The organism is Clostridium sp. DMHC 10 (assembly GCF_001270375.1).
Taxonomy (GTDB): Bacteria; Bacillota; Clostridia; order Clostridiales; family Clostridiaceae; genus Clostridium_S; species Clostridium_S guangxiense.
Genome location: NZ_LGVB01000015.1, coordinates 2,043,906 through 2,067,234 on the forward strand (window position 1 = coordinate 2,043,906; position 23,329 = coordinate 2,067,234).

The 23,329-nt window shown below is 31.2% G+C and carries 18 protein-coding genes and 3 pseudogenes; 5 read left to right on the plus strand and 16 right to left on the minus strand.

Annotated elements, in window-relative coordinates:
• Nucleotides 1-50: 50 nt before the first annotated feature.
• The 7 genes and pseudogenes from opp4C to AGR56_RS11980 all read right to left on the minus strand — a co-directional run bounded on the left by opp4C (nucleotide 51) and on the right by AGR56_RS11980 (nucleotide 8,882).
• Nucleotides 51-968 carry an oligopeptide ABC transporter permease gene (gene opp4C, locus AGR56_RS11955; protein WP_053242424.1) on the minus strand — a complete coding sequence of 306 codons (918 nt, stop codon included), beginning with the start codon at nucleotides 966-968 and terminating at the stop codon, nucleotides 51-53.
• Nucleotides 969-980: 12 nt separating this feature from the next.
• Nucleotides 981-1,553: an ABC transporter permease gene (locus AGR56_RS23465; RefSeq protein ID WP_347460474.1), complete on the minus strand. Its 573-nt coding sequence runs from the start codon at nucleotides 1,551-1,553 to the stop codon at nucleotides 981-983.
• A 59-nt stretch (nucleotides 1,554-1,612) separates the two neighbouring features.
• Nucleotides 1,613-1,930 carry an ABC transporter permease gene (locus tag AGR56_RS23470; RefSeq protein ID WP_347460475.1) on the minus strand — a complete coding sequence of 106 codons (318 nt, stop codon included), beginning with the start codon at nucleotides 1,928-1,930 and terminating at the stop codon, nucleotides 1,613-1,615.
• Between the two features lie 25 nt (nucleotides 1,931-1,955).
• Nucleotides 1,956-2,943, minus strand: a pseudogene (locus tag AGR56_RS11965) (dipeptide ABC transporter ATP-binding protein).
• Nucleotides 2,936-3,934: an ABC transporter ATP-binding protein gene (locus AGR56_RS11970; RefSeq protein WP_053242425.1), complete on the minus strand. Its 999-nt coding sequence runs from the start codon at nucleotides 3,932-3,934 to the stop codon at nucleotides 2,936-2,938. Before AGR56_RS11970 ends, AGR56_RS11965 begins: the two are co-directional and overlap by 8 nt.
• A gap of 35 nt (nucleotides 3,935-3,969) precedes the next feature.
• The gene (locus AGR56_RS11975) at nucleotides 3,970-5,589 is read right to left on the minus strand and encodes an ABC transporter substrate-binding protein (protein WP_053242426.1); all 1,620 of its coding nucleotides are present in this window, start codon (nucleotides 5,587-5,589) and stop codon (nucleotides 3,970-3,972) included.
• Nucleotides 5,590-5,951: 362 nt separating this feature from the next.
• Nucleotides 5,952-8,882 (minus strand): insulinase family protein, encoded by a 2,931-nt coding sequence (locus AGR56_RS11980; RefSeq protein WP_053242427.1) that lies wholly within the window; start codon nucleotides 8,880-8,882, stop codon nucleotides 5,952-5,954.
• A 425-nt stretch (nucleotides 8,883-9,307) separates the two neighbouring features.
• Here AGR56_RS11980 and AGR56_RS11985 point away from each other — a divergent pair, with 425 nt between their 5' ends.
• Complete coding sequence (locus AGR56_RS11985; RefSeq protein ID WP_053242428.1) at nucleotides 9,308-9,718, plus strand: CBS domain-containing protein; 411 nt, start codon at nucleotides 9,308-9,310, stop codon at nucleotides 9,716-9,718.
• A gap of 137 nt (nucleotides 9,719-9,855) precedes the next feature.
• On the opposite strand, the gene AGR56_RS11990 is transcribed toward AGR56_RS11985, so the two are convergent.
• The 4 genes from AGR56_RS11990 to AGR56_RS12005 are packed head-to-tail and all read right to left on the minus strand — an operon-like array spanning nucleotide 9,856 to nucleotide 11,366.
• Complete coding sequence (locus AGR56_RS11990; protein ID WP_053242429.1) at nucleotides 9,856-10,356, minus strand: transglutaminase domain-containing protein; 501 nt, start codon at nucleotides 10,354-10,356, stop codon at nucleotides 9,856-9,858.
• Nucleotides 10,337-10,648, minus strand: coding sequence for a leucine-rich repeat domain-containing protein (locus AGR56_RS11995; protein WP_198150056.1), 312 nt, complete (start codon nucleotides 10,646-10,648; stop codon nucleotides 10,337-10,339). The genes AGR56_RS11990 and AGR56_RS11995 overlap by 20 nt, the downstream gene beginning before the upstream one ends.
• Nucleotides 10,649-10,653: 5 nt before the next feature.
• Nucleotides 10,654-10,854 carry a leucine-rich repeat domain-containing protein gene (locus AGR56_RS12000; protein ID WP_053242431.1) on the minus strand — a complete coding sequence of 67 codons (201 nt, stop codon included), beginning with the start codon at nucleotides 10,852-10,854 and terminating at the stop codon, nucleotides 10,654-10,656.
• A 5-nt stretch (nucleotides 10,855-10,859) separates the two neighbouring features.
• A complete protein-coding gene (locus AGR56_RS12005) occupies nucleotides 10,860-11,366 on the minus strand; it encodes a hypothetical protein (RefSeq protein ID WP_053242432.1) in 507 nt (168 codons plus the stop codon).
• Between the two features lie 204 nt (nucleotides 11,367-11,570).
• Between AGR56_RS12005 and AGR56_RS12010 the strand changes: the two genes are divergently transcribed.
• On the plus strand, nucleotides 11,571-14,582 hold the full coding sequence (locus AGR56_RS12010) for an alpha-amylase family glycosyl hydrolase (RefSeq protein WP_053242433.1): 3,012 nt from the start codon (nucleotides 11,571-11,573) through the stop codon (nucleotides 14,580-14,582).
• Entirely contained in the window at nucleotides 14,573-15,883 is a 1,311-nt protein-coding gene (locus tag AGR56_RS12015; protein WP_053242434.1) for an alpha-amylase family glycosyl hydrolase, read from the plus strand. Before AGR56_RS12010 ends, AGR56_RS12015 begins: the two co-directional genes overlap by 10 nt.
• 239 nt (nucleotides 15,884-16,122) lie before the next feature.
• Here AGR56_RS12015 and AGR56_RS12020 read toward each other — a convergent pair.
• Together AGR56_RS12020 and AGR56_RS12025 are read right to left on the minus strand one after the other, a co-directional pair.
• Nucleotides 16,123-17,798: pseudogene (locus AGR56_RS12020) on the minus strand (alpha-glucosidase).
• A gap of 179 nt (nucleotides 17,799-17,977) precedes the next feature.
• Entirely contained in the window at nucleotides 17,978-18,922 is a 945-nt protein-coding gene (locus AGR56_RS12025) for a LacI family DNA-binding transcriptional regulator (protein ID WP_347460476.1), read from the minus strand.
• Between the two features lie 177 nt (nucleotides 18,923-19,099).
• Here AGR56_RS12025 and AGR56_RS12030 point away from each other — a divergent pair, with 177 nt between their 5' ends.
• Together AGR56_RS12030 and AGR56_RS12035 are read left to right on the plus strand one after the other, a co-directional pair.
• Nucleotides 19,100-19,372, plus strand: a complete 273-nt coding sequence (locus AGR56_RS12030; RefSeq protein WP_053242435.1) for a hypothetical protein — start codon at nucleotides 19,100-19,102, stop codon at nucleotides 19,370-19,372.
• Nucleotides 19,373-19,461: 89 nt separating this feature from the next.
• The gene (locus AGR56_RS12035; RefSeq protein ID WP_053242436.1) at nucleotides 19,462-19,746 is read left to right on the plus strand and encodes a hypothetical protein; all 285 of its coding nucleotides are present in this window, start codon (nucleotides 19,462-19,464) and stop codon (nucleotides 19,744-19,746) included.
• Between the two features lie 349 nt (nucleotides 19,747-20,095).
• Here the strand turns inward: AGR56_RS12035 and AGR56_RS21890 are convergent, their stop codons facing one another.
• The 3 genes and pseudogenes from AGR56_RS21890 to AGR56_RS21900 form a co-directional block, all read right to left on the minus strand.
• A complete protein-coding gene (locus AGR56_RS21890; RefSeq protein ID WP_242851567.1) occupies nucleotides 20,096-20,935 on the minus strand; it encodes a beta-galactosidase small subunit in 840 nt (279 codons plus the stop codon).
• Nucleotides 20,936-21,027: 92 nt separating this feature from the next.
• Nucleotides 21,028-22,710, minus strand: a pseudogene (locus tag AGR56_RS21895) (glycoside hydrolase family 2 TIM barrel-domain containing protein); the annotation flags it as partial.
• On the minus strand, nucleotides 22,692-23,114 hold the full coding sequence (locus AGR56_RS21900) for a sugar-binding domain-containing protein (RefSeq protein ID WP_242851568.1): 423 nt from the start codon (nucleotides 23,112-23,114) through the stop codon (nucleotides 22,692-22,694). The pseudogene AGR56_RS21895 and the gene AGR56_RS21900, both read right to left, overlap by 19 nt.
• Nucleotides 23,115-23,329: the final 215 nt, after the last annotated feature.

A 23,329-nucleotide genomic window follows, 5' to 3' on the forward strand; every position in this document is an offset into this window, starting at 1 on the left:
CTTTAGATTTATGAATTTTATTTAACGTACTGAAAAATAATTATTTCACACTATCTGAATTTCTTAGGATCAAGTGCATCTCTCATACCATCACCAATGAAGTTAACAGCCAAAACACTTATTATTATCATTATACCAGGTGGTATCCAAAGCCAAGGTTGTGATGTTAAAACAGATATAGATTGAGAATCTGTAAGCATATTTCCCCAGCTTGCTGTAGGTGGCTGAACTCCCAATCCTAAGAAACTAAGTGATGCTTCCATTATTATTGCATTTGCTATTCCAAAAGTTATATTTACAAGAACTGGTGCAAATATATTAGGGAGTATATGCATAAATAATATTCTAGGTGTACTAAACCCTAACACCACTGTAGATTTTATGTAGTCAGCTTCTTTTACAGAAAGTGTGCTTCCTCGAACTAAACGGGCTATTGATGGCCAGCCTAAAAATCCAAGTACAATTATAAGGTTTGAAAGCTTTGGTCCAACAATACTTACAATTACCATTATAAGCATCATTTGAGGGAATGACATAAACATATCTGTTATTCTCATTATTACCATATCAAGCCATCCACCAGCATAACCGGACAAAAGACCTAATGTAGTTCCAATTATGGCACTTATTGATACCGCTCCTATACCAACTATCAAAGATACTCTAGCTCCATATATAAGACGGCTCAAAACATCTCTTCCAACCTTATCTGTACCAAGAATATGCTCAGCACTTGGTGCTCCACTAAATATATTAGTAACTTTATATGGATTTTGTGGCGCAATTACAGGTGCTAAAATTGCACATATAGCCAATATGACCATAACCACAACACCCGCAACAGCTAGTTTGTGTTTTAAAAATCTATGAACTACAGCTTTTATATAGCTCTCTTCCTCTTCATTTTGGACCGATTCAAGAATTAAAGAATTAGCATTATTTTCAACTTCAGTTTTTACTTCAGACATTAATATCACCCCTTAGCTATATTTAATTCTCGGATCAACAACAGAATAAACAATATCAGTTAATAGGTTAGCAAGTAAAACCATTACTGCTGCTAAAAGATTTAATCCCATTATTGTTGAATAATCACGACTCATTATAGATTGAATTGTAAGCTGCCCTATTCCTGGCCATGAAAAGATCTGTTCTGTTATACATGCACCACCAAGCAAAGTTGCAATTTGAAGTCCTATAATAGTAACAATAGGAATAAGTGCATTACGAAGAGCATGTTTTACTATTACCAAACGCTCAACTACTCCCTTTGCCCTTGCGGTTCTTAAATAATCCTGCTCCAAAATTTCAAGCATACTCGATCTTACATATCTTACAAACAATCCTGCTGTATTAACTCCAAGAACAATAGCTGGAAGAATAAGATGCTTTAGTCTATCAACAACATCTGCTTCATTTCCAATAGTAACCATCCCACCTGATGGAACAAGATGAAATTTTAATGCAAATATATAAATTAACGCAAGACCTAAGAAAAATGTAGGCATTGATATTCCTAAAAGAGAACCTGATGTACAAATATAATCTAACACTGAGTACTGCTTAGTTGCACTTAAAATTCCAAGTGGAATTGCTATAATAATTCCCAGTATTAACGATGCCCCATGAGTTCTAATGTTGGTAAAATTCTTTCTCCAATAATTTGTGATACAGGTCTAAAGGTTGTTAATGAATACCCCATATTACCATGTAATAAATTTTGAAGCCAACTTATATATTGAACGTATAATGGCTTATTTAAACCAAGAGCTGCCTTTCTAGCTGCAAGGTCTGAAGCTGTCATATGTGGATCTACTATTGAATCAAGTGGACTTCCTGGTGCCATGTTAATTATTGCAAAACTAATTATAGTAACACCAAACAATACCACTAAAGCTATACCTAAACGTCTAATAATGTAATTTAGCACAGAACTAACCTCCTTTTTAAATTAATTACACTAAATGACATGCTACCGCATGATCACCGTTTCTTAATTCTGGCTCTTCTTTACTGCATATATCTTTTGCGTAAGGACAACGTGTATGGAATCTGCATCCACTTGGTGGATTTGCAGGACTTGGCACATCACCTTCCAATATAACTCTCTTTTTTCCCCTTAAATGTGGATTCGGTACTGGATACGCACTTAAAAGCGCTTTTGTATAAGGATGCTGTGGATTGTTAACAATTTCATCTGTTGCCCCAATCTCAACAATTTTTCCTAAATACATTACTGCTATACGATCACTTATATATTTCACAGCTCCAAGTCCATGAGCAATAAATAAAAATGTCAAATTATATTCCTTTTGAAGTCCCTTAAGCAAGTTTAAAACCTGCGCTTGAGTTGAAACGTCAAGTGCTGAAACTGGCTCATCGCAAATGATAAATTTAGGTTTAAGAGCTAATGCTCTTGCAATTCCTATTCTTTGACGCTGCCCTCCTGAAAACTCATTAGGATAACGATTTTTTGCACTTTTTTTGCAAATCAACACTTGCAAGTAACCTATCGACTTCTTTAGAAATTTGATCTGCTGGAACAGTATTATGAACTTTAAGTGGTTCTGATAATATATCACTTACTCTTTTACGTGGATTAAGTGACGAGTATGGGTCTTGAAATATGATTTGAATATCAGAACGCATTTTTAGCATTTCTTTATTTGAATATTTAGCAATATCCTGGCCCTCAAAAATAATTTCTCCTTCATTAGGATGCTCTAGCTTTATAAGAGTTCTTCCCATTGAAGATTTACCACAACCTGACTCTCCAACAAGTCCCAATGTTTCACCAGGATATATTTTAAAGCTAATTCCATCAACCGCTTTTACATATCCTACTGTTCTAGAAATTATTCCTCTTTTTATAGGATAATAAGTCTTTAAATTTTTAACTTCAATTAACGGCTCTACTTTTTTATTAACTTCTGCATTACTCATTCGCTTCACCACTCTTTTTCATCTTATCTTCAACTAAAAAGCATCTTACAAAATGCCCATCCTTTATTTTTTTAAGTTCTGGAACTTCTAATTTGCATCTTTCTGTTGCTTTTGAACATCTTGTATGAAATCTACACCCACTAACCATTTTAGAGAGTGAAGGAACTACTCCAGGAATAGATTGTAATTCTTTATCATCAGTATCATCTATTTGTGGTATAGAATTCATAAGTGCCAATGTATATGGATGTTCTGGATTATCAAACAACGTAAATACATCTGTTTCTTCAACAACTTGTCCAGCATACATTACCATAACTTTATCAGCCATTTCTGATATTACTCCAAGGTCGTGAGTAATTAACATTACAGACATTCCATAATTTTCACGTAATTTTTTAATAAGCTCAAGTATTTGAGCCTGTATTGTAACATCAAGTGCTGTTGTAGGTTCATCTGCAATAAGAAGTTTAGGCTTACATGATAAAGCCATTGCTATCATTACTCTTTGTCTCATTCCTCCAGAAAGAGTATGTGGATAATCATCTATTATCTCTTCTGCTCTTGGTATTCCAACTTCCTTAAGCATCTTTATTGCATATTCTCTTGCATCTTTCTTGTCCATTTTTAAATGAAGCATTATAGCTTCCATCATTTGATTTCCAATTGTAAAAAGAGGATTTAAAGAAGTCATAGGTTCCTGAAAAATCATAGACATTTTATTTCCGCGAAGTTCATGCATTTCTTTTTCACTTTTTTTAGCTATGTCTTCTCCTTCAAATATTACTTCTCCACTTTTTATTTTTCCGTTTTTACCAAGAAGTCTCATGAGAGAGAAAGAGGTTACACTCTTTCCACACCCAGATTCTCCAACTATTCCAATAGTTTCTCCCTTTTTTAGGTCAAAACTAACATCGTCAACTGGAATAACTTCATTTCCCTCTATTGTAAATGCCGTTTTCAAATGATTAACTTTGAGCAAATCATCCATATTATTTCACCACCAATTATAGAATAAGCTACTTTTTATTTTACATCCCATTTTTCAAGTTCTGCATACATTCCAAAAGAACTTGGCTTTCCATAAATTACTCTCTTGTTATAAACTCCCTGATCTATAGGGCAATATACTCCTGGTGCAGGCATGTCATTAGCGTATATTTCTTGAACTTGATTGTAAATCTTAGTACGCTCTGTAGGATCTACAGTAACTTTACCTTTTTCTAATAAATCATCTAATTGTTTGTTGTTATATGCACTTAAGTTTAACAATTGACCACTTGATATATATGAAGAAATATCTGGGTTAACAACGTCAATATTAAGTCCAACTATATATAAATCAAATTGATGTTTTTTACCAAGAGATAAACTTGTAACAAAATCATATTTTTGTATCTGCGCTTTGATTCCTACATCCTGAAGATTTTGTGCTATTATATTTGCTGCCTGTTCACGAACCGTATTTCCTGTAGGTACATTAAACTTGAGCACCTTACTTGAATCCCAATTTGCTTCTTTTAATAATTCTTTTGCTTTTGCTGGATCATATCCGCCAAAGCCAGCACTCTTATCAAAGAACTTACTTGATGGAGTATATGGACCAACAACTGTTTCTCCTGAACCTTTTAGAAGGTTTTTAACTATTTGCTCTCTATTTATAGCATATGAAATAGCTTTTCTAACCTTTGGATCTTTTACAGTGGTAGTATTTATCTCTAATGTTTGAAGTGTATTGGATTGCTTGTCCGGATTAAAAGCTATATTTTTCATTGCCTTTATCTTATCAATGTCATCAATAGGAACAATCCCTATATTAGGTTCATTCATGTCAATTTCTCCACTTTGAAGTTGAACTGTTATTTCAGTACTCTGCATTATCTTGAAATTAAGCTGTGTAAGCTTAGGTGTTCCTCTAAAGTAATCTTTGTTAGCGGCCATTTGTACATACTGGTCTTTTTTATATGTAACTAATTTAAATGGTCCGTCTGTTACAGTAGGATTCTGGAAGAAAGATGCTTTAAACATTTGATCAAGTGGTGTAGACTGAAGCACATGTTTAGGAACAGTTTTTAGATATTGACTAACTAAATCATTGAATACAGTTATATCAACTGGTTGTTTTGTAACAAGATTGATAGTATGATCATCAACTTTTTTAGCTCCATCAAAACTATCACTACCTGAAGTGTTTTTACCACTTGCATCTAATCCAGCTAATATATTGAACTTTGACGCAATTGTTGCTGATACCTTAGGATTTGTTATAAGATTAAGAGTAAACATAACATCATCTGCTGTTACTGCTTTTCCATCTGTCCATTTAGCTTTCTTGTTCAATTTTACAACAAAAGTTTTGTTATCAGTTGTTGTTATAGAATCTGCTAATGATGGTATGAACTTTAAGTCCGAATTAAGTTCAAGTAATGGTCTGAATAGTACTTCTGTCATATAATTTTGAGCTGAATCCGATGAATCAAGTGCGTTAAACCCACTTGGTGCATTCATTATACCGATATTAACAATTTTTTTAGCATTTCCGCTCTTACTTGAACTACTTGATGTCGCCCCTCCACAAGCAGAAAAAGTAACCATGATTGTACATGTCAACGCAGCTATTAACGTCTTAACTACCTTTGATTTCATATTTTTTTGCCCCCTAGTTATTTTTATTTTAGCATATTTATTCACAGTAATAAATATACGCTTTAATCTTATTGATAATATATTAACATATCGATAATTTTTTTCAACATTAATAATAAAATAACCTATATTTTATACATATTTTTATTTTACGAATGTATGCAAATGATTTCACATTGTAAGTTTTATAATTTTTATGTAAAAATATTCATTTTGTTCTTGTATAAGTAAACTACGAACATAAAAATAGAGAGGACTTCTTTAGTCCTCTCCATGCTTAACTAAAAAACTATATATGCACCATAATGCTTAGAAGATGTCGTTTCAGTACAAATAAATTTTAAATTTCAGCTGTTTTATTTTTATTCAAATACTTCTATACTACTGCTAAACTCACTTTCATTTTCTTTAATTTTAGTATCATTTCCAAGCACACAGATATAATTTTTGCCCGTAATATCTTTCAAAAGCTTTGAAAATTTATTTATATCTTCTTTCTTTGTACCTAAAACTTCTTTTCTCCATTTCTGTATCTCATCTTCCGTTATTCCCTTAAAGTAATTTTCATCGGAACGTTCACCTTTTTTCCTCGGAGTGAGTGGTGCATCAAGTCCCGCAAAAGTTCCTATTATATATTTCGTCATTTCATAATCATCTGCCTTAAAGTCTTCTATAAATTTGTATGCATTATTGTATACATCTAAAGTTTCGTTTAAGTTAGGATCCCTATAAGACCAAAATAGGAAATCTCCGCTCTTTGATATTGCCGTACCAACTCCATATGCTCCACCCATAACTCTTACATTATTCCAAAGGTAGTTTAATGATAATATATTTTTAAGAACTTCTAACTTTCCAGAATAATCATATCCAAGTTTTCTAAAATTGAAGCCTTTGCATACATATTGAACTTTACTTGAAGTAATAAGTCCTTCATTGCTTTTAATTTCTTTAAATTTAGGAAATTCATTATTACTCTCGGTTTTTTTATCTGGAATATTTAGATTAGAAAGTTTATTTTCAAATTCTGAAAGAACATCTTTATCTCCCGTCAAGCTTATTATAAGATTATCCTTATTAAATAGCATTTGAGAAACTTCTTTTAAATTTGAACTTATTTCTTCATATTTACCTTCAATATCTTTATCAATATCGCACATAAATTTATAGTACTCTAAACCTTTTAACTCTTCACTATATCTTCCAGACGTTGAAAAGTAGGAAGTAATTCTCTTCGCTGCCACAGACTGACCATTTTCATTTATATACATTTCCATTCTTGATTTTATCTCTTGAATTATATCTTTAAGTCTTTTTTTATTTTCAAATATGCTGTGGAACATTATTTGATCTATGACTTTAAGAGCATCTTCAATTTTATCTTGAAGAACCTTAGACTTTATTGTAAATTTAGGATAATACTTATCTGATGTATTTTTATCTACAAAAATGCTATTTACAAAGCTTATATCTCCGGTTTTTATATTTATTTCATTTGCTAAATCTTCATATTTATATTTTTCAGTATCAATTTTTCCCAATACTTCTTCAAGAAGAGATAAGTACTTAACTTTATCTGCTGGAACATCCAAAGAATCAAAATATAAATTGAAATATGCTATTTTATTAGTAGATATTTCATGATAGAGCATTTTTATTCCATTTGTATTTTTCTCTAAAATAGGAAGTTTCTCTGAGTTTTCATTTATATCTTTTAGAGACAGCATTGGAAGTTTCTTTAAGTCCTCCGGAGAATCCTCACTAGACTGTCTCTTCTTTAAACTTTCCGTTTCCGAAACAAGTTTATTTATTTCATCTTCACTTAAAGACTTTTTAAATTCCTTAAGCTTTTCATTTATGGATCTTGCACTTTGCTCTGCCACCGCTTTTGATGGTTTTATTATTACTAAGCTCTCATGATTGCTATTTAAAATATATTTTTCAATTAACTTTTCAAAATAATTTTCCGTTAGAGCTTTTTTAATTTTTTTCAAAGTATTTTCAAATTTTAAATTTATAAGTGGGCTTTGATCATATAACCAACTGTCCATAGCTTTTACACTGTAACCAAGTCCTCTTGGCATACTTCCGTAATCCGCTTCCCTAAGTTGAAACTCTTTTACATTAATTGCTGCCTCTATAAGTTTTTTATCTATACCTTTACTAATAAGCTTTTTAAGAGTTTCCAAAACAACTTTTTTGAACTCTTCTTTCTTGTCTTCATCTGAATTTTTAATAGTAATTGCAAAAAACGGCTGCAATATACTGTTATCATAAATTCCAAATACGTCCTTGCATATTCCTGATTCTAAAAGTGCTTTTTTAAGCGGAGCAGCAGGACTTTCAAGGAGAAGATATTCAAGTATATCAAATGCAAGGTACGTTTCGGGGCCTGTTGATTCTGATATAGCAAAATTTAGACTCAAATATGTTTTATCCTTCTCGCCTTCATTAGGTAATATAGGATATTCCTCTACCAATTCAACATTATTTCCTATTGGTTTTTGAGGTTTTATTTTTGAATCGACTTCTATTTTCTCGTAATGCTTTAAGTATTCTCTATCAAGATATTCTAATTTTTCTTCTAAATTCATGGCTCCATAAAGGTAAATATAGCTGTTTGCAGGACTGTAATATTTTTTATGAGAAGCAATAAAATTTTCGTATGTTAATTCTGGAATGTCTTTAGGATCTCCTCCAGATTCAAAGCCATATGCATTATCCGGAAAAAGGGAATTTTGTATTTTTCTCATTAAAATTCCTTCTGGTGATGAAAATGCTCCCTTCATTTCATTATAAACAACACCTTTATATGTTATATCATCTTCAGGCTTATTAAGTTCATAATGCCAGCCTTCCTGCTCTAGTATCTGCTTTGTTTTATATATATTAGGATGAAGCACAGCATCCATATATACATCAATTAAATTTAAAAAATCCTTATCATTTTTGCTAGCTACAGGATACATAGTTTTATCGCTAAAAGTAAATGCATTTAAAAATGTGTTTAAAGATCCTTTTAAGAGTTCAACGAAAGGTTCCTTAACTGGATATTTATCTGAACCACATAGTACAGAATGCTCTAAAATATGAAATACGCCTGTGCTATCTTTTGGTGGTGTTCTAAAACTTATTGAAAAAACTTTATTATCATCATCATTTTCTAGATAAAGTAATTTTGCCCCACTTTTAACATGTTCAAACATAAAGGCTTTGGAGCTTATTTCTTTAATTTCTTCTTCATATATAAATTTAAATCCGTGATAAATACCATCCTTATTAAAAGAATTCATTGTTATTCCTCCTTATTCTCTAATCTAATTAAATCTTCTAGCCAATTTAAAACTTAAATATATTTTCTTCTTTCATCACACATTATATACTTTTATATTTCCTTCTTTATGATATAAAAATACATTAAATATAAATATGCTATCATTATAGCAAATATTTATGTTAAATTATACCTTTGGGAATTTATTTTCCATAAAGTTCATAATAATTTCATTTACATATACATTTTATTGATACTTTTTTATTAAAAACATTTACATTTGTAAATCATTTATTAATTTATCAAAAATATTTGTTAATTTTTAATTAATTAGCAAACATAGTATGGACATAGCTTTAATTTTTATATATAATAAACTTGTAAATAATATTATTAATTAAACTTCTTGCTGAACAATATTAATACGAAAAGAGGTTAACAATTATGAATGTAGCGTTTTTTATAACTCCTAAAAAACAAGTAGTTTATGCGAAATTAACTTCTACAATAAGACAAATACTTGAAAGAATGAGATACTATAATTGCATGCAAATTATAGTTTTAGATAACAAAGGTGAATATGCTGGTGTTATTTCAAAGGATGATTTAATTGCTAGAATCAATACTTCACCTAAACTTGAATTTAAGGATTTAAATAAAATTGGAATACTAGATATAGTTAAATATATGATAAATAAGCCTGTTGGAATTGATTGTGAAATACAAGATGTTGAAAACTCCATGAACAATAAAAGCTTTGTTCCTGTAGTTGATGACAACAATGTATTTATAGGCATAATAAAAAAAGAGGACATATTAAATTATAAAAATTCATATGGACAATGTTCTTATTAAATTAATATTAAAATTATATTTATAGCTAATTAGTTTCCTTCAAAAATATAAGAATCAGCAGATTTGCCAAATATGAAATCTGCTGCTTTTTTTATTAAACTATGTTTTAAATAAGTAATCCCTTTTACATTGATTTGCTATTCACATTTTGGATAGTCATCACTCCATTTATGATCTTTCGACAGTTCATCATCACTTATATTAAAATAATTATAGCTGACATACCCAGCTCTATCAGGCACAGAATCATCCCAAGTCGTATCCAATTGATAATACTTACCATCTATTTGTACTATATTCCACGCATGACTTTCCCATGTACCATTATTAGCTTGTCCTGATACTACAATACAATTAATTCCAGCCATGTTAAGCAGTAATTTTGTCGTCTCGGCATAACCTTCACACACTCCTGTAGCATTTATTAGTATTCCATAAGCATTATAATCATCAGGTGGTGCTGCATTTTTTGAATAATTATCATAATCAAATCTAGTATTTAAAATAACATAATCATGAATGGCTTTCTCTTTTTCCAAATCTGACATATTAGGTTTAATGGAAGATTCTATAATTTCTTTAGCCTTATAATAAAGTTTAAAATATTTATCTAAATCACTAATTAAGAATCCATCCACTGCTCTTAAGTTTTTTACGTTTTTTAGGCAGTCTATATTGCCAATAAAAATTTCCGTATAAAGTTAAATATCTCAAATCATTTAATTGTGTCAATACTTCTATATTACTTATACAATTACCCGACAAACTTAAATCCTCCAGATTTTGCAAACCACCTAGAGATTCTATATAATTAATCTTATTTTCATTTACAGACAGAGCAATTAAATTATACAAATTTCTTAATGGATTTATATCATTTATTTCATTATTATCTAAATACAACGTACGTAATTCCGTTAAACGCTTCAACCCACTTATGTCGACCAAGTTATTTTTTTCATCGACAAACCTTTTAAATTAACTAAATCTGCCAAAGGATCTACGCTGTCTATTTTATTTTCATCTAAATAAATCCACTTTAAATTAGTTAATTTTTTTAATGGAGTAATATCTTTTATGTCATTTTTAATTGCAGAAAAGTCCTCTAAATTTATAAAATTTTCTATACCATCCAAATAAGTTATATTTTTTCATCCATTTCCAATGATGTAATTTTCTCTACATCCTTTTTATAAATAGTACCATTAGGTTTATTTAAAGCATCACGAACAACCTTTTCTAAATTAGCATCTTTAAATGTCACAATTTCATCTTCACTATTATTTTCAATACTAAAATTCATTGCAATTTGCTGCTTTATACTTATATTTCTCTTAGAATGAACCGTATTTGCAATAATTAATTTATATGTATTTCCCCCTTTATACCCATCAACTGGCGGATTTACCACTATTGTTTTATTATCATTTCCTAAGCTTAATGTAATATTTACTTTATTTCCACTGCTATCTACTACTATAATTCCTTGCTTGGATAGATCATCAAATGAGACCTCCTGATTAAAATGGATGTTCCAAACTTTAGTAGCTTGCACAACTTGATTATCTTTAAAAGTTGCTGCTTTAACCTTTAAAGTAAATAACATTACTACTGCAATAAAACTAAGAAATACTACTCTCTTCTTCATTTTAATTTCCTCTCCCTTATGCTGACTTATTATTAAACCATAATAATTTAAATTTACCACACAAGGTCAAAAAATTAAATATGAAAATTTATTTTTATGTAATTATTGTAAATATATCTTAAATGGTGTAATATATTTCTTGAAATAAAAACGTTTGCATTTGTTTGTGCAATCGATTGCATTAATTTAGGGGGGAATTTATTAATGAAAAAAAACAAAAAAACAAAACTTTTAAGCTTTGTGACAGTATTTTTCTTTTTATTCAGCTTAATACCTAACTTTGGTATAAATATAAAAGCTGCTGAAAATGAAAGCCTGCCGCCAGCTGACTCTACTGTTACTCTTGTAGGAGATTTCTTAAAAGCACAGGATATGGGAAATGATTGGGACCCTACAAACTCTGCTTCCATTATGAAAGAATTTTCAAATGGATTATATGAGTTAACTATTGATTTTAAGACAACTGGTAACTTCAATTACAAAATTGCTCTAAATAGAAGTTGGGATGAAAGTTATGGCGATAACTTCGAAAAGGGAGGAAAAAACAAAGCATTAAATGTTACAAAAGCTGGTAAAGTTACCTTTAAGGTTGACTTTAAAAATAAAACATTATATGACTCAATAAACAATCCAGATAAATTCAAAAGTACTGCAACTGTAGTTGGAACACTTGCTCAAAGCGGAGGAAAAGATTGGACTCCTGATGATTCCAGCTATGACCTTGATTATATCGGAAATGGATTTTATAAAAAAACTTTTGCTCTAAAAAAAGGAAGCTATGAATACAAAATTGCTTACGATCATAAATGGTCAAATGGAGAAATTAATGACAATATAAAATTTTCTTTGGACAAGGATCAAAATGTAACTTTTGTTTCTAATCCTGATTTAAATATATGCACTAACAGCATTTTATCTCCTGAAGTTTCTATTATAGGTGAAATAAGAAATAAAGGAAATGATAACTGGAATGAAAAACTTCAAGGCTTTGAATTTTATCCACTAGATAGCAACGGACAATATATTTATAGTGCCTTTATTCCTGAAGGTACTTATCAATATAAAGCTTGTCTTAATTACTCTTGGGATAATGCTATACCTGATGGTACTAACAATGCTTCAATAAAAGTACCTTCCGGAGGAAAATTTGTTGTTTTTATTTGTGATATAAAGAATAAATCTTTATATGATTCAATTAATAATAATGATAAAGTTTCTACTGCACTTGGTCTTCAAACTATTCCACAAAAATTAGCAAGTCCCGTTATAAATGATAATGGAACCGTAACTTTTTCATATAAAAATGATAATGCCAAAGAAGTATATATTGCTGGAGATTTCACTGACTGGGGAACTAACAAAAAGGCTATGACAAAAGATGAAAATGGAAATTGGGCTATTACTTTAAGACTTGGTGATGACGCAAAATCCTATGAATACAAATTTGTTGAAGATGGTAACTATGTTATAGATCCAGCAAATTCAAATTTAGCCTCAGATGGAAATTCAACTTTTAGTTTTCCAAAATACTCAGGAAGAAAAATCGTAGTACCAGGAAGTATTCAAGTACCTGTTGATGGTTCAAGTTGGGATGCTGCATCTGAAAAGACTACAATGACTTACCTTGGCAATGGCATTTACACATTAACGCTAAAAAATATACCTGCTGGAAATTATGAATATAAAGTTGCAGCAAACGGTAACTGGACCGAAAACTATGGAGCAAATGCAAGAGCTGGTGGAGATAATATACAAATGACCGTTCCTATAAATGAAGACGTTACCTTCTGGTATAATGATGACTCTCATTTAATAGTTGATTCTACTAGTTATAAAAAAATAGATATAAAGCTGACTGGCACTGGAATACCTGATGGCACTTATTTAAGGGATGACAATCTTACTGGAATTTATTCAGCAAAAATTTCCTTAAAAAAAGGAGATTATAAAGATTTAAAATTAGAAATGGAAAATAAAGAGGTTCAAGTTGGCGAGCTAAATGTCCCTTCGGATAGAGTCGTTACTATAAGCTATGATCCCAATACAGATATAGTTTTCAATGATCTATCTGATAAAAAAATAAATACATCTGCCCTATACTTTAACTCAAAGCTCGATGATTATAAATCTCTTTACGGCGCAATTCCTACAGATTCACCAGTTACTTTTAATTTAAAAGCCGCTAAGAGAGATCTAACTAATGCCTATTTAATATTACAAACTCCAAAGGGAATACAAAAAATCGAGATGAAATTGAATGGCAGTTTTTCAGATGGAAATGATAAGTGGACAGCAACTTATACATCTTCTACTATAGAAATGGACAAATATTATTTTATAGCCACTAATGGTTCCGATGTAAAAGCTTATGGTGATGATGATGGATACTTTGGACCAGGAGCACCTAATGACCTTGGAAAAGTAAAATTATATGACATGAATGTTTATGATAAAAATTACAAAACTCCAGATTGGTTTAAAAATGCAGTAGTTTATCAAATATTTCCGGATAGATTTTTTAACGGAGATACTTCAAATGATACTGCTCAAAAGCTTGCAAGAGGAAACACTAGCTATGAATTTTATAATGATTGGTATTCAATTCCTGAAGATCCTACACTAGAATTTACAGCTGATGGAAAACCTAATCCTGATTATAAAGGTATGAAGGGCGACGGCCAGTGGTCTAATGAAATATATGGTGGCGATTTAATAGGAATACAAAAGAAACTTGACTATCTTCAATCACTAGGAGTAAATGTATTATATCTAAATCCTATAAGTCAATCCATATCAAACCATAGATATGATACAACAGATTATCGTAATGTAGACCCTATATTAGGTTCAATGGATAACTTTGTATCACTTGCAAATGAGGCTCATAAAAGGGGGATGCACGTAATTCTCGATGGTGTATTTAACCATGTATCAGATGACTCTGTTTATTTTGATAGATATGGTAAATATATGGCTAAGGGAAAACCTATAGGTGCATATCAATATTGGTCTAGAGTTTATGATTTAATGAACTTAAACGGATTAAGTCAAAGTGATGCAGAAAAAAAGGTAACTAAAGATCTAACTTCTCAAGGAATAACAGATTTTCACTATAAAGATTGGTTTAAAATAAGTAATAAAAAGTTGCAGCTGCTGCTGGAGACCCTGAACACTATGATTATGAAGGTTGGGACGGTTATGACTCAATGCCTGTAATTCAAGCTTTAAATGGTTCGGAATACAATGTTACCACTTGGGCTAACGAAATTATTGATGGACCTGATGCCAATTCAACCTACTGGTTAAAACAAGGTTCCGATGGTTGGAGACTTGATGTTGCTAATGAAGTTTCTGATGAAACCTGGAGACACTTTAGACAAGCCGTTAAAGGTGAAGGCGACAATGTCATCATAGGTGAAATTTGGACTGACGCATCAAAATACCTACTTGGAGATATGTATGATTCAGTAATGAACTACAGATTTAGAAGTCCTGTAATGAACTTTGTCAAAGGTACTACAGATGATAACACAACCAAATACAGTGCTGTAGAGGCTATGAACGAACTTGAAACTATGAGAGAACAATATCCTAAAGAAGCTTTTGAAGCTATGCTTAATCTTGTAGATTCCCATGATACTCAAAGAATAATATCAGCTTTTGATGGAGCTACAAAGAGCACAAAAGCTATTGCTGATCAGCCTTCAGCAGAAGCTTTTGCAAAGATGAAAATGATACCTCTTATACAAATGACATATCCAGGTACACCATGTATTTACTACGGAGATGAAGCTGGAATTGCTGGTGCAGATGACCCTGACAATCGCCGTGGAATGATATGGGGTAAAGGAAATCAAGATCTAGTTGAGTGGTATTCAACTTTAATTGCTATAAGAAAAAGCAATGCTGTATTAAGAACAGGAGATATAACACCTATAAGCGTTCCTTCAGATTATAAGGATGACGTTTTAGCGTATACTCGTGATGCTCTAAATGATCATGCAGTTATAGCTGTAAACAGACGAACTGACAAAATATCTTCAATTACGCTAGACGTACCTACGCTTCCAGATGGAATAAGACTCATAAATGCCCTTAATCCTGCAGAGCATTATACTGTAGTTAATGGCAAGGTTACTGTAGATATTCCTGCACAATCTGGCATAATTCTTTTATCTAATTACAATTTAACTGGACTTAACTTGTCAAATTTAAAGGATATCTATAATACAAATTACGTTGTTCCTGTTAAGACTACATCACCAAGCAACAATCCTGGCGGAAATACTAAGCCTGGTGGAAATAATTCAAATTCTGGCGGAAATAATGCTACTTCTGGAAATAACTCAAATACTGCAGCACCTGCTTCTACAAATACTTCCAAAAATACATTAGCAGTTCTTCCTCAAACAGGCTCACCCTTAGATACAATACTGCTAATCGAAATTGGACTTATAATTACTCTAAGCGGCACAGTATTCTTGTTTATTTATAAAAGAAAAAGGCACTTAAGATAAAAATTACTAAGTAATTATAATAGTAAAAAGGAGGAAAATACATAAGAAGGATAATTGGCAAAGCCATTATCTTCTTATATTTACATTAATTTTTTACCGGAAGTAGAAAAAGTTCACCTTTTACGTATCAAACATCGTAAAACCCTTCATTTTAATTAGTTCGCAATTTTTTATATTTAGCGCGACAGCCCACAATCATTCATTTTAATTTTCACTCTTTACTCTATTTAAAAATCAATTTACTTATTACTTAACAAATACACTCTAGCTTCATATGGTTTTAAAACAACTTTCTCAATTTCATCATAATCAACATTATAATTAGAAATAATTTTTTCTTTTTTGCCGTACTTTATATCAGCCGGTAGATTAAACTCTGAATTTTTATCACTAAAATTACACATTACAAGCAAGATTTCATTTTTTAACTTTCTTAAGTATGCATATATATTTTCATCATCATCAAGAATAAGCTCGTATTTTCCATTAACTATGATTTCATATTGCTTTCTTAAGCTTATAAGTTTTCTATAATAATTAAACACAGAATTTTCATCGTCTACTTGAGCTTTTGCATTTATATATTTGTAATTTGGATTAACTTTTATCCAAGGTGTTCCACTAGTAAAGCCTGCATTCCCAGAATCATCCCATTGAAATGGCGTTCTAGCATTATCTCTTCCTCTTTTATAAATCGCCTCCATCATCTCTTCTTTTGTTTTTTTACCACTTCCAACATAATCTTTATATGCATTAAAGGTTTCTATATCCCTGTAATCATCCAGCTTTCGAACTTAACATTTGTCATACCAAGCTCTTCCCCTTGATAAACATAAGGTGTTCCCTTCATCATATGAATGCATGTAGCTAACATCTTCGCTGATTCTTCTCTATATTCTGTATCATTACCAAATCTTGAAACGGACCTTGGTTGATCATGATTACTTAGATATAAGCTGTTCCATCCGCCATTTTCAAGCGCATCTTGCCATTTTGACATTATATCTTTAAATTCTTTTAAATTAAATTCACTTTTCCCCCATTTTCCATCTGGTCCATCTCCTACTCCTACATGCTCAAATTGAAATACCATATTGAGTTCATTTCTACTTTCTCCAACAAATTTTAAAGCTTTCTCTGGATCTACTCCTGGTGTTTCCCCAACTGTCATAATGTCATATTTGCTTAAAACTTCACTATTCATTTCCTTTAAATATTCATGGACTCTTTCCTCATTTATTTTAGGTATAATTGACATAGTTACTTTAGAATCTTGCTCTCTAGTGATTTCAATATCCTTTGCTATTAGACTTATAACATCCATTCTAAAGCCATCTATTCCCTTATCAAGCCACCATTTCATCATATCAAAAACTTCTTTTCTAACTTCAGCATTTTCCCAATTTAAATCAGCTTGCTTTTTAGAAAATAAGTGGAGATAATACATTTCTGTTGTCTTGTCATATTCCCAAGCAGATCCGCTAAAAAATGAAATCCAATCATTAGGCGGCTCACCATTTTTGCCACTTCTCCAAATATAATAATCTCTATATTTATTATATTTGGATTTCTTGCTTTCTTTAAACCACTCATGCTCATCGGATGTATGGTTTACAACTAAATCCATTATGATTTTTATTTTTCTTTTATGTGCCTCTTCGAGCAAAGTATCGAAATCTCTCATTGTTCCAAATTCATCCATTACATCCCTATAATCACTTATATCATATCCATTATCATCATTAGGTGATTTGTAAATTGGCGATAACCATAATACGTTAATTCCAAGCTTTTGAAGATAATCTAATCCCTCAATTATACCCTTTATATCTCCAATGCCATCACCATTGCTGTCTTTAAAACTTCTTGGATAAATTTGATAAACCACACTTTTCTTCCACCAATTTTTATCCACAATATCAACTCCTTTTAATATTTTATTAACCCTTTATATAGTCTATCTTTATAAAAAATTTTTTAAATTTGGTTAATCGTTTACGTAATTTGCAAAAAATATCTACTATATGTTTTTTACCGTAGATCTTTCTATAATTTTATACGGCATAATTATGCTCTCAACTTCACTTTTAGTACTTATTTTTTTATTATCATATTAAAAGCCTTTTTTCCCATCTCAGACAATGGCTGTGCTAAAGTCGTTAACGGTGGTATGCACATAGATGCTTCTTTAGTATTATCATATCCAATAACAGATATATCATCTGGAATACTAATTCCATTTTCATAAGCTACAGACAATGCCGCCACAGCTAAGGTATCACAAGCAGCAAATATTGCAGTAAATTTATCGTGTTCCTCTAAAAGTTCTCTCATAGCTAACTTGCCAGCTTCAAAATTAAACTTAGAGTATTTAATAATATTTTCATTTATATCAAGTTGATTATCAATAAGAGCTTGTTTATATCCATTAATTCTTTGAATTCCTGCAATAGGATCACTTAAAGGACCTGACAACATTGCCACTTTTTTATGCCCATTTTTAATTAAGTATGATGCAGCTGCATAAGAAGCTTGATAATCATCAACTCTCACATATGGCAGAGCGCATCTATAAGATAATGTTGAAACAAGAATACTTGGTATGCGTGTTTCTAGAATTTCTTTATCAAAATCTTCTGTTGGTGACATGCTGCATACAATTATTCCATCCACTTGACGTTCACATAAAACATTTAAATACTCCATTGTTCTAATACCAGAATTTCCAGTATTACAAATTATTACACTATAATTATTTTTATGGGCAGCATCCTCTATTCCATTAAGTATTTCCGTATAAAACCCAGTATCGATTCTAGGCATAAGTACACCTATAGCATGGGTTTCTTTTATTTTTAAATGAGCAGCAACAGCATTTCTTCTATACCCTAATTCATTAACAGTCTTCATAACATTTAAACGTGTTTCTTCAGAATAACCATCTAATCCATTAATTATTCTTGAAACTGTAGCTACAGATACACCTGCTATTTTTGCTACATCTTTAATTGTAGGTCTTTTAACATTTTCATTTTCCACAATAATACCTTCTTTTCAGTAAACGTTTAATGTAATTTTATTATATCATATATATTAAATAATATCTATAACCATTATAATTTAAGTAAACAAATATTTGTTTAAACCTTTTATTTATGATATTATTAAATATTATATTACGGATGTAAACATTTAACTTAGGAAGTGATTTAATTTATGAAAAATCCGGAAGTCGCCAAAATAATAAAAAACATGTCTTTTAAAGAAAAAAGATCTTATATCTGGGACTACTATAAATTACATATCCTAGCCTTATTAATATTAATTGCTATAATAGTGTCTCTTATATATTCTATGGCCACAAAGCAAGAAGAATATTATAATATAACTTATGTTGGTGATTACATAGGTCAAGATAATTTAGCCACCGTAAAAAATAACATTAATAAAGTTATATTAAATAATGACAAGAAAAAATCATTACATTAAATTCAGTATTTACTGATAAAGCTTCTCTTGCCTCAAACCCTCAGACGTTTCAAGTATTAGCCACAAAAATCACTGCAAAAGATATAGACATGTCTATTGTAGACCCCAAATTTTTTGAACAAAACTTTTCTTCTGGTATGTTTTTAAACTTAGAAACACTGAAAGGATTTTCTTCCTTAAAAAAATCAAATTATAAATTTTTAACTAAAACCAATTCGTCTGGTCATTTAGGTACTTATGGAATATATACGAAAAGCTCTAAACTTTCAAGTGAACTTGGTTCTAAAAGCAATGATAGCCTTATTGTAGTAATGGCCACATCAGAAAGAAAAAGTAAAGCCCTTAAAATTATGAAAGCACTCTTGAGTAAATAAGCTATTGCATTAATGCAGCTGCTTATTTATTTTAAATAAATACTAAAGTCTCAATTGTTTTATATATCTAAATGTAATATTTTTATTATACTATAAGAGTATTTTTCCATTTTATTTATTAATAGTTCGTCATTCAATAGATATACCGCTTCAACTATTGAAATTTATAAGTTCTAGATTTATCCTGACAAATTAGAATTTAACTTAGTGCACAATGCACAGTTCACAGTGAAAAATGATTTTTCAAGGTAAATCATCCTTCACTGTGAATTGTGAACTGCTTCAAATTTCAATTTAACAGCATTAATTTGGCATTAGTCATTTTAACCTTTCAAGTTGTCTATCTATATTATTCTTCTTTAAAAATAGGAGCTATTTTTAAATTAAATTCAAATTCTTTTTCATCCAAACGGTATTTGTTAAGAAGTTCTGGTCCACAAGAATTTGAACCTACTCCACTCATTTTATAATCAATATTTATCACAGTTTCTTTTCTTTTATTAAGTTCGTATGGGTGACCAGCCTCTGTTAAATCTTCTGGTGTATAGTGTGCTGCATTGAAGGAGAACTCAGAAGCTCCTGTAAACTTAAGTCCCATACCAAATTTATTAGATACAATAGCCCATTCTGTTCCAAATCTTGAACCATTTTCTTGAGGCATAAGATAATTCTCAAACATTTCATCCACAGTTATCAAATACTTTCCTTTTTTTACACTTTGCTTTTTATCTATATAACTTTCGTGAGGTCCGTAGCCAAAATACTCTACTTCCTCAGTACCCTTTGGCATTATAAGCTGTAATCCGAAACGTGGAAGGAACTCAATTCCTTCTCTAACCTTAGCCTTCACCTTAAGTGATATTTCTCCTGTTCCGTCTACAATCCATACAGCTTCTCCGTGAAGAATAGGAAATCTACTATATCCCGCAAGTGAAAAATTCACAGTAATTTCCACAAAAGTATCTGAGCTGTTTGTAATTTTAGCATCATACACATGAGTAACTGCTCTTTCATAGCCTTCGTTTGTCCATTTATCCTTTATATTTCTATCATTATCTGTTGGTGCACGCCATATATTAAATTTCGGCATATCAGTAATCATATCTACATAGTTCTTTGATACTTTTGTAAAAGCTCCACTGTAAAGATCAAATACATGACAGAAGTCAAAACCTTCTATAGTAACCAATGTATCCTTTTGCTCTACTTTAATAAAAGGAATATTTTGTATTGAGAAATGCTCAGCTTTTTCAACTGGTAACTCAAACTGCTCAAAAGTTATCTCATAGCCTCTTTCTGCCCAAAGCGTATCTTTCTTTTGGACACAGCTTATTGTAAGCAAAAATCTATTTTCTGATGATTTAGGAATATTATACCCTAATTCACGTACTTGTGATGTTTGAGGTGCTACATCAAGTTCTTTAATTTCTCCTTGCTGAACAGTTTCTCCATCTTTTTCAACTCTCCAGCACAATTCTATATTTGATAAATTAATAAAATCAAATAAATTAGTAACCTTTATTGTCCCTTTTTTTAAATCTTCTGCTTCTATCCTTATAGGTGCTATAACCTTCTTCAATTCAAGAAGACCTGTATGCACCTTTCTATCAGGATATACAAGACCATCTAAACAGAAATTTCCATCATTAGGCTTATCGCCAAAGTCTCCACCATAAGCGTAGAACTCTTTTCCATTAGGTGTTTCTGTTTTTATTCCATGGTCACACCATTCCCAAACGCAACCCCCCATTAATTTGGGATATTTGAATATCACATCCCAGTAATCCTTTAAATCTCCAGGACCATTTCCCATTGCATGACAATATTCACAAAGAAAAAGAGGTTTCTTGTTATCTTCATTTTGCGCATATTCCTCTATATATTCAGTAGAAGCATACATTCTACTTTCCATATCAAGACATTCTGTATCTGTGCTGCCTTTATAAATCTCTGCCGCTCCTTCATAATGTACTAATCTTGAATTATCTCTAGCCTTAGTCCACTTAGCCATAGCAATATGATTTATATCATAACCTGACTCATTTCCCATTGACCATATTATAACAGAAGGATGATTTTTATCTCTTTCTACTAATCTTTCTGCCTATCCAAAAATGCTTTTTTCCACTGGGGGTTTTTTGCAAGCACATGGAAGGTTCCGTCCTTAAATAGCCCTGCGCTATGCATTCCATGACATTCTAGATCAGCTTCAGCTACCACATAAAAACCATATTCATCACACAAATCGAGAAAACGTGGATCATTTGGATAGTGTGAGGTTCTTATGGTATTAACATTATGACGTTTCATAAGCATGAGATCTTCTTTCATGTGATTTAAAGGAATAGACTGTCCTAGCTCAGGATGAGAATCATGACGATTCACGCCTTTTAACTTTACTGCCTTTCCGTTAACAGTAAATACACCATCTAATACTTCAATCTTTCTAAATCCAATATTAAATAAAAGTACCTCACTGCCGCTGTAAACATATAATTTATATAGGTATGGTGCTTCTGCATTCCACAATGTAGGTTCTTCTACTTCCAGCTGTATATTACCTTTGCCATCTATAGCCTTCTTGCCTTTAGCAGCAACTTGACCTTCAGCATCTGTAAGCTCTACTGTTATATCACAGCTTCCTATAGTTTCTATTTCACAATTCAATGAAGCTTTATCAAAATCCGCTGACAGTTCTTGCCTACTAAATATATCTACAACATGAGTCTCTTCTCTGGCAAGCATATATACATCTCTAAATATTCCTGAAAAGCGCCATAGATCCTGATCTTCTAAATAAGTTCCGTCACACCATTTTAGTACTAATACTGCCATTTTATTTTTTCCGCTTCTCACATAATTTGTGATATCAAACTCAGCAGGCATTCTGCTTCCTTGACTATATCCTACAAACTCCCCATTAATCCAAAGATAAAAGCAGGAGTTTACTCCCTCAAAAACCACATATTTTGATTTACCCTTCCATTTTTCAGATATATTAAATTCTCTGACATAAGTTCAGCTGGATTTTCATTTGGCACATATGGTGGATCACATGGTATTGGATAGTTTGTGTTTGTATAATGACACTGGTCATAGCCGTTTACTTGCCAGCAGGATGGAACTATGAGATTATTCCAATCGTTTACACAAGCGTCTTCATTATAAAATCCATCCTCCACTAATCTTACACTTTGATAATATCTAAATTTCCAGCTTCCATTCAAAGTCTGATAATAAGGAGAACTTCCTCTCTTCTTGTTAATCGCAGTTTCCTGGTCGGCATACGGTATATAATAAGCTCTTGGTTCCAATCTGTTTAAATGCATAACATTTAAATCTTCCCAATATTTTTCGATATTTAACATTTCTATCACCTCTACAAAATTTTTGACACAAGATATCAAATTAAACAGAGTAGAGAGTAAAGAGTAAGGAGTAGAGCGAATGTGGATTTACCTTTCGTTTCTCTCAAGTAAATCTTAAAACTTAATTGGTTCAGCTGCGCTGAACACTATATTTCGCGCCATGCGCGCATTAAGTTTTAGATTTTTCTAAGCATAGCAGAGAAAAATAATCCTTC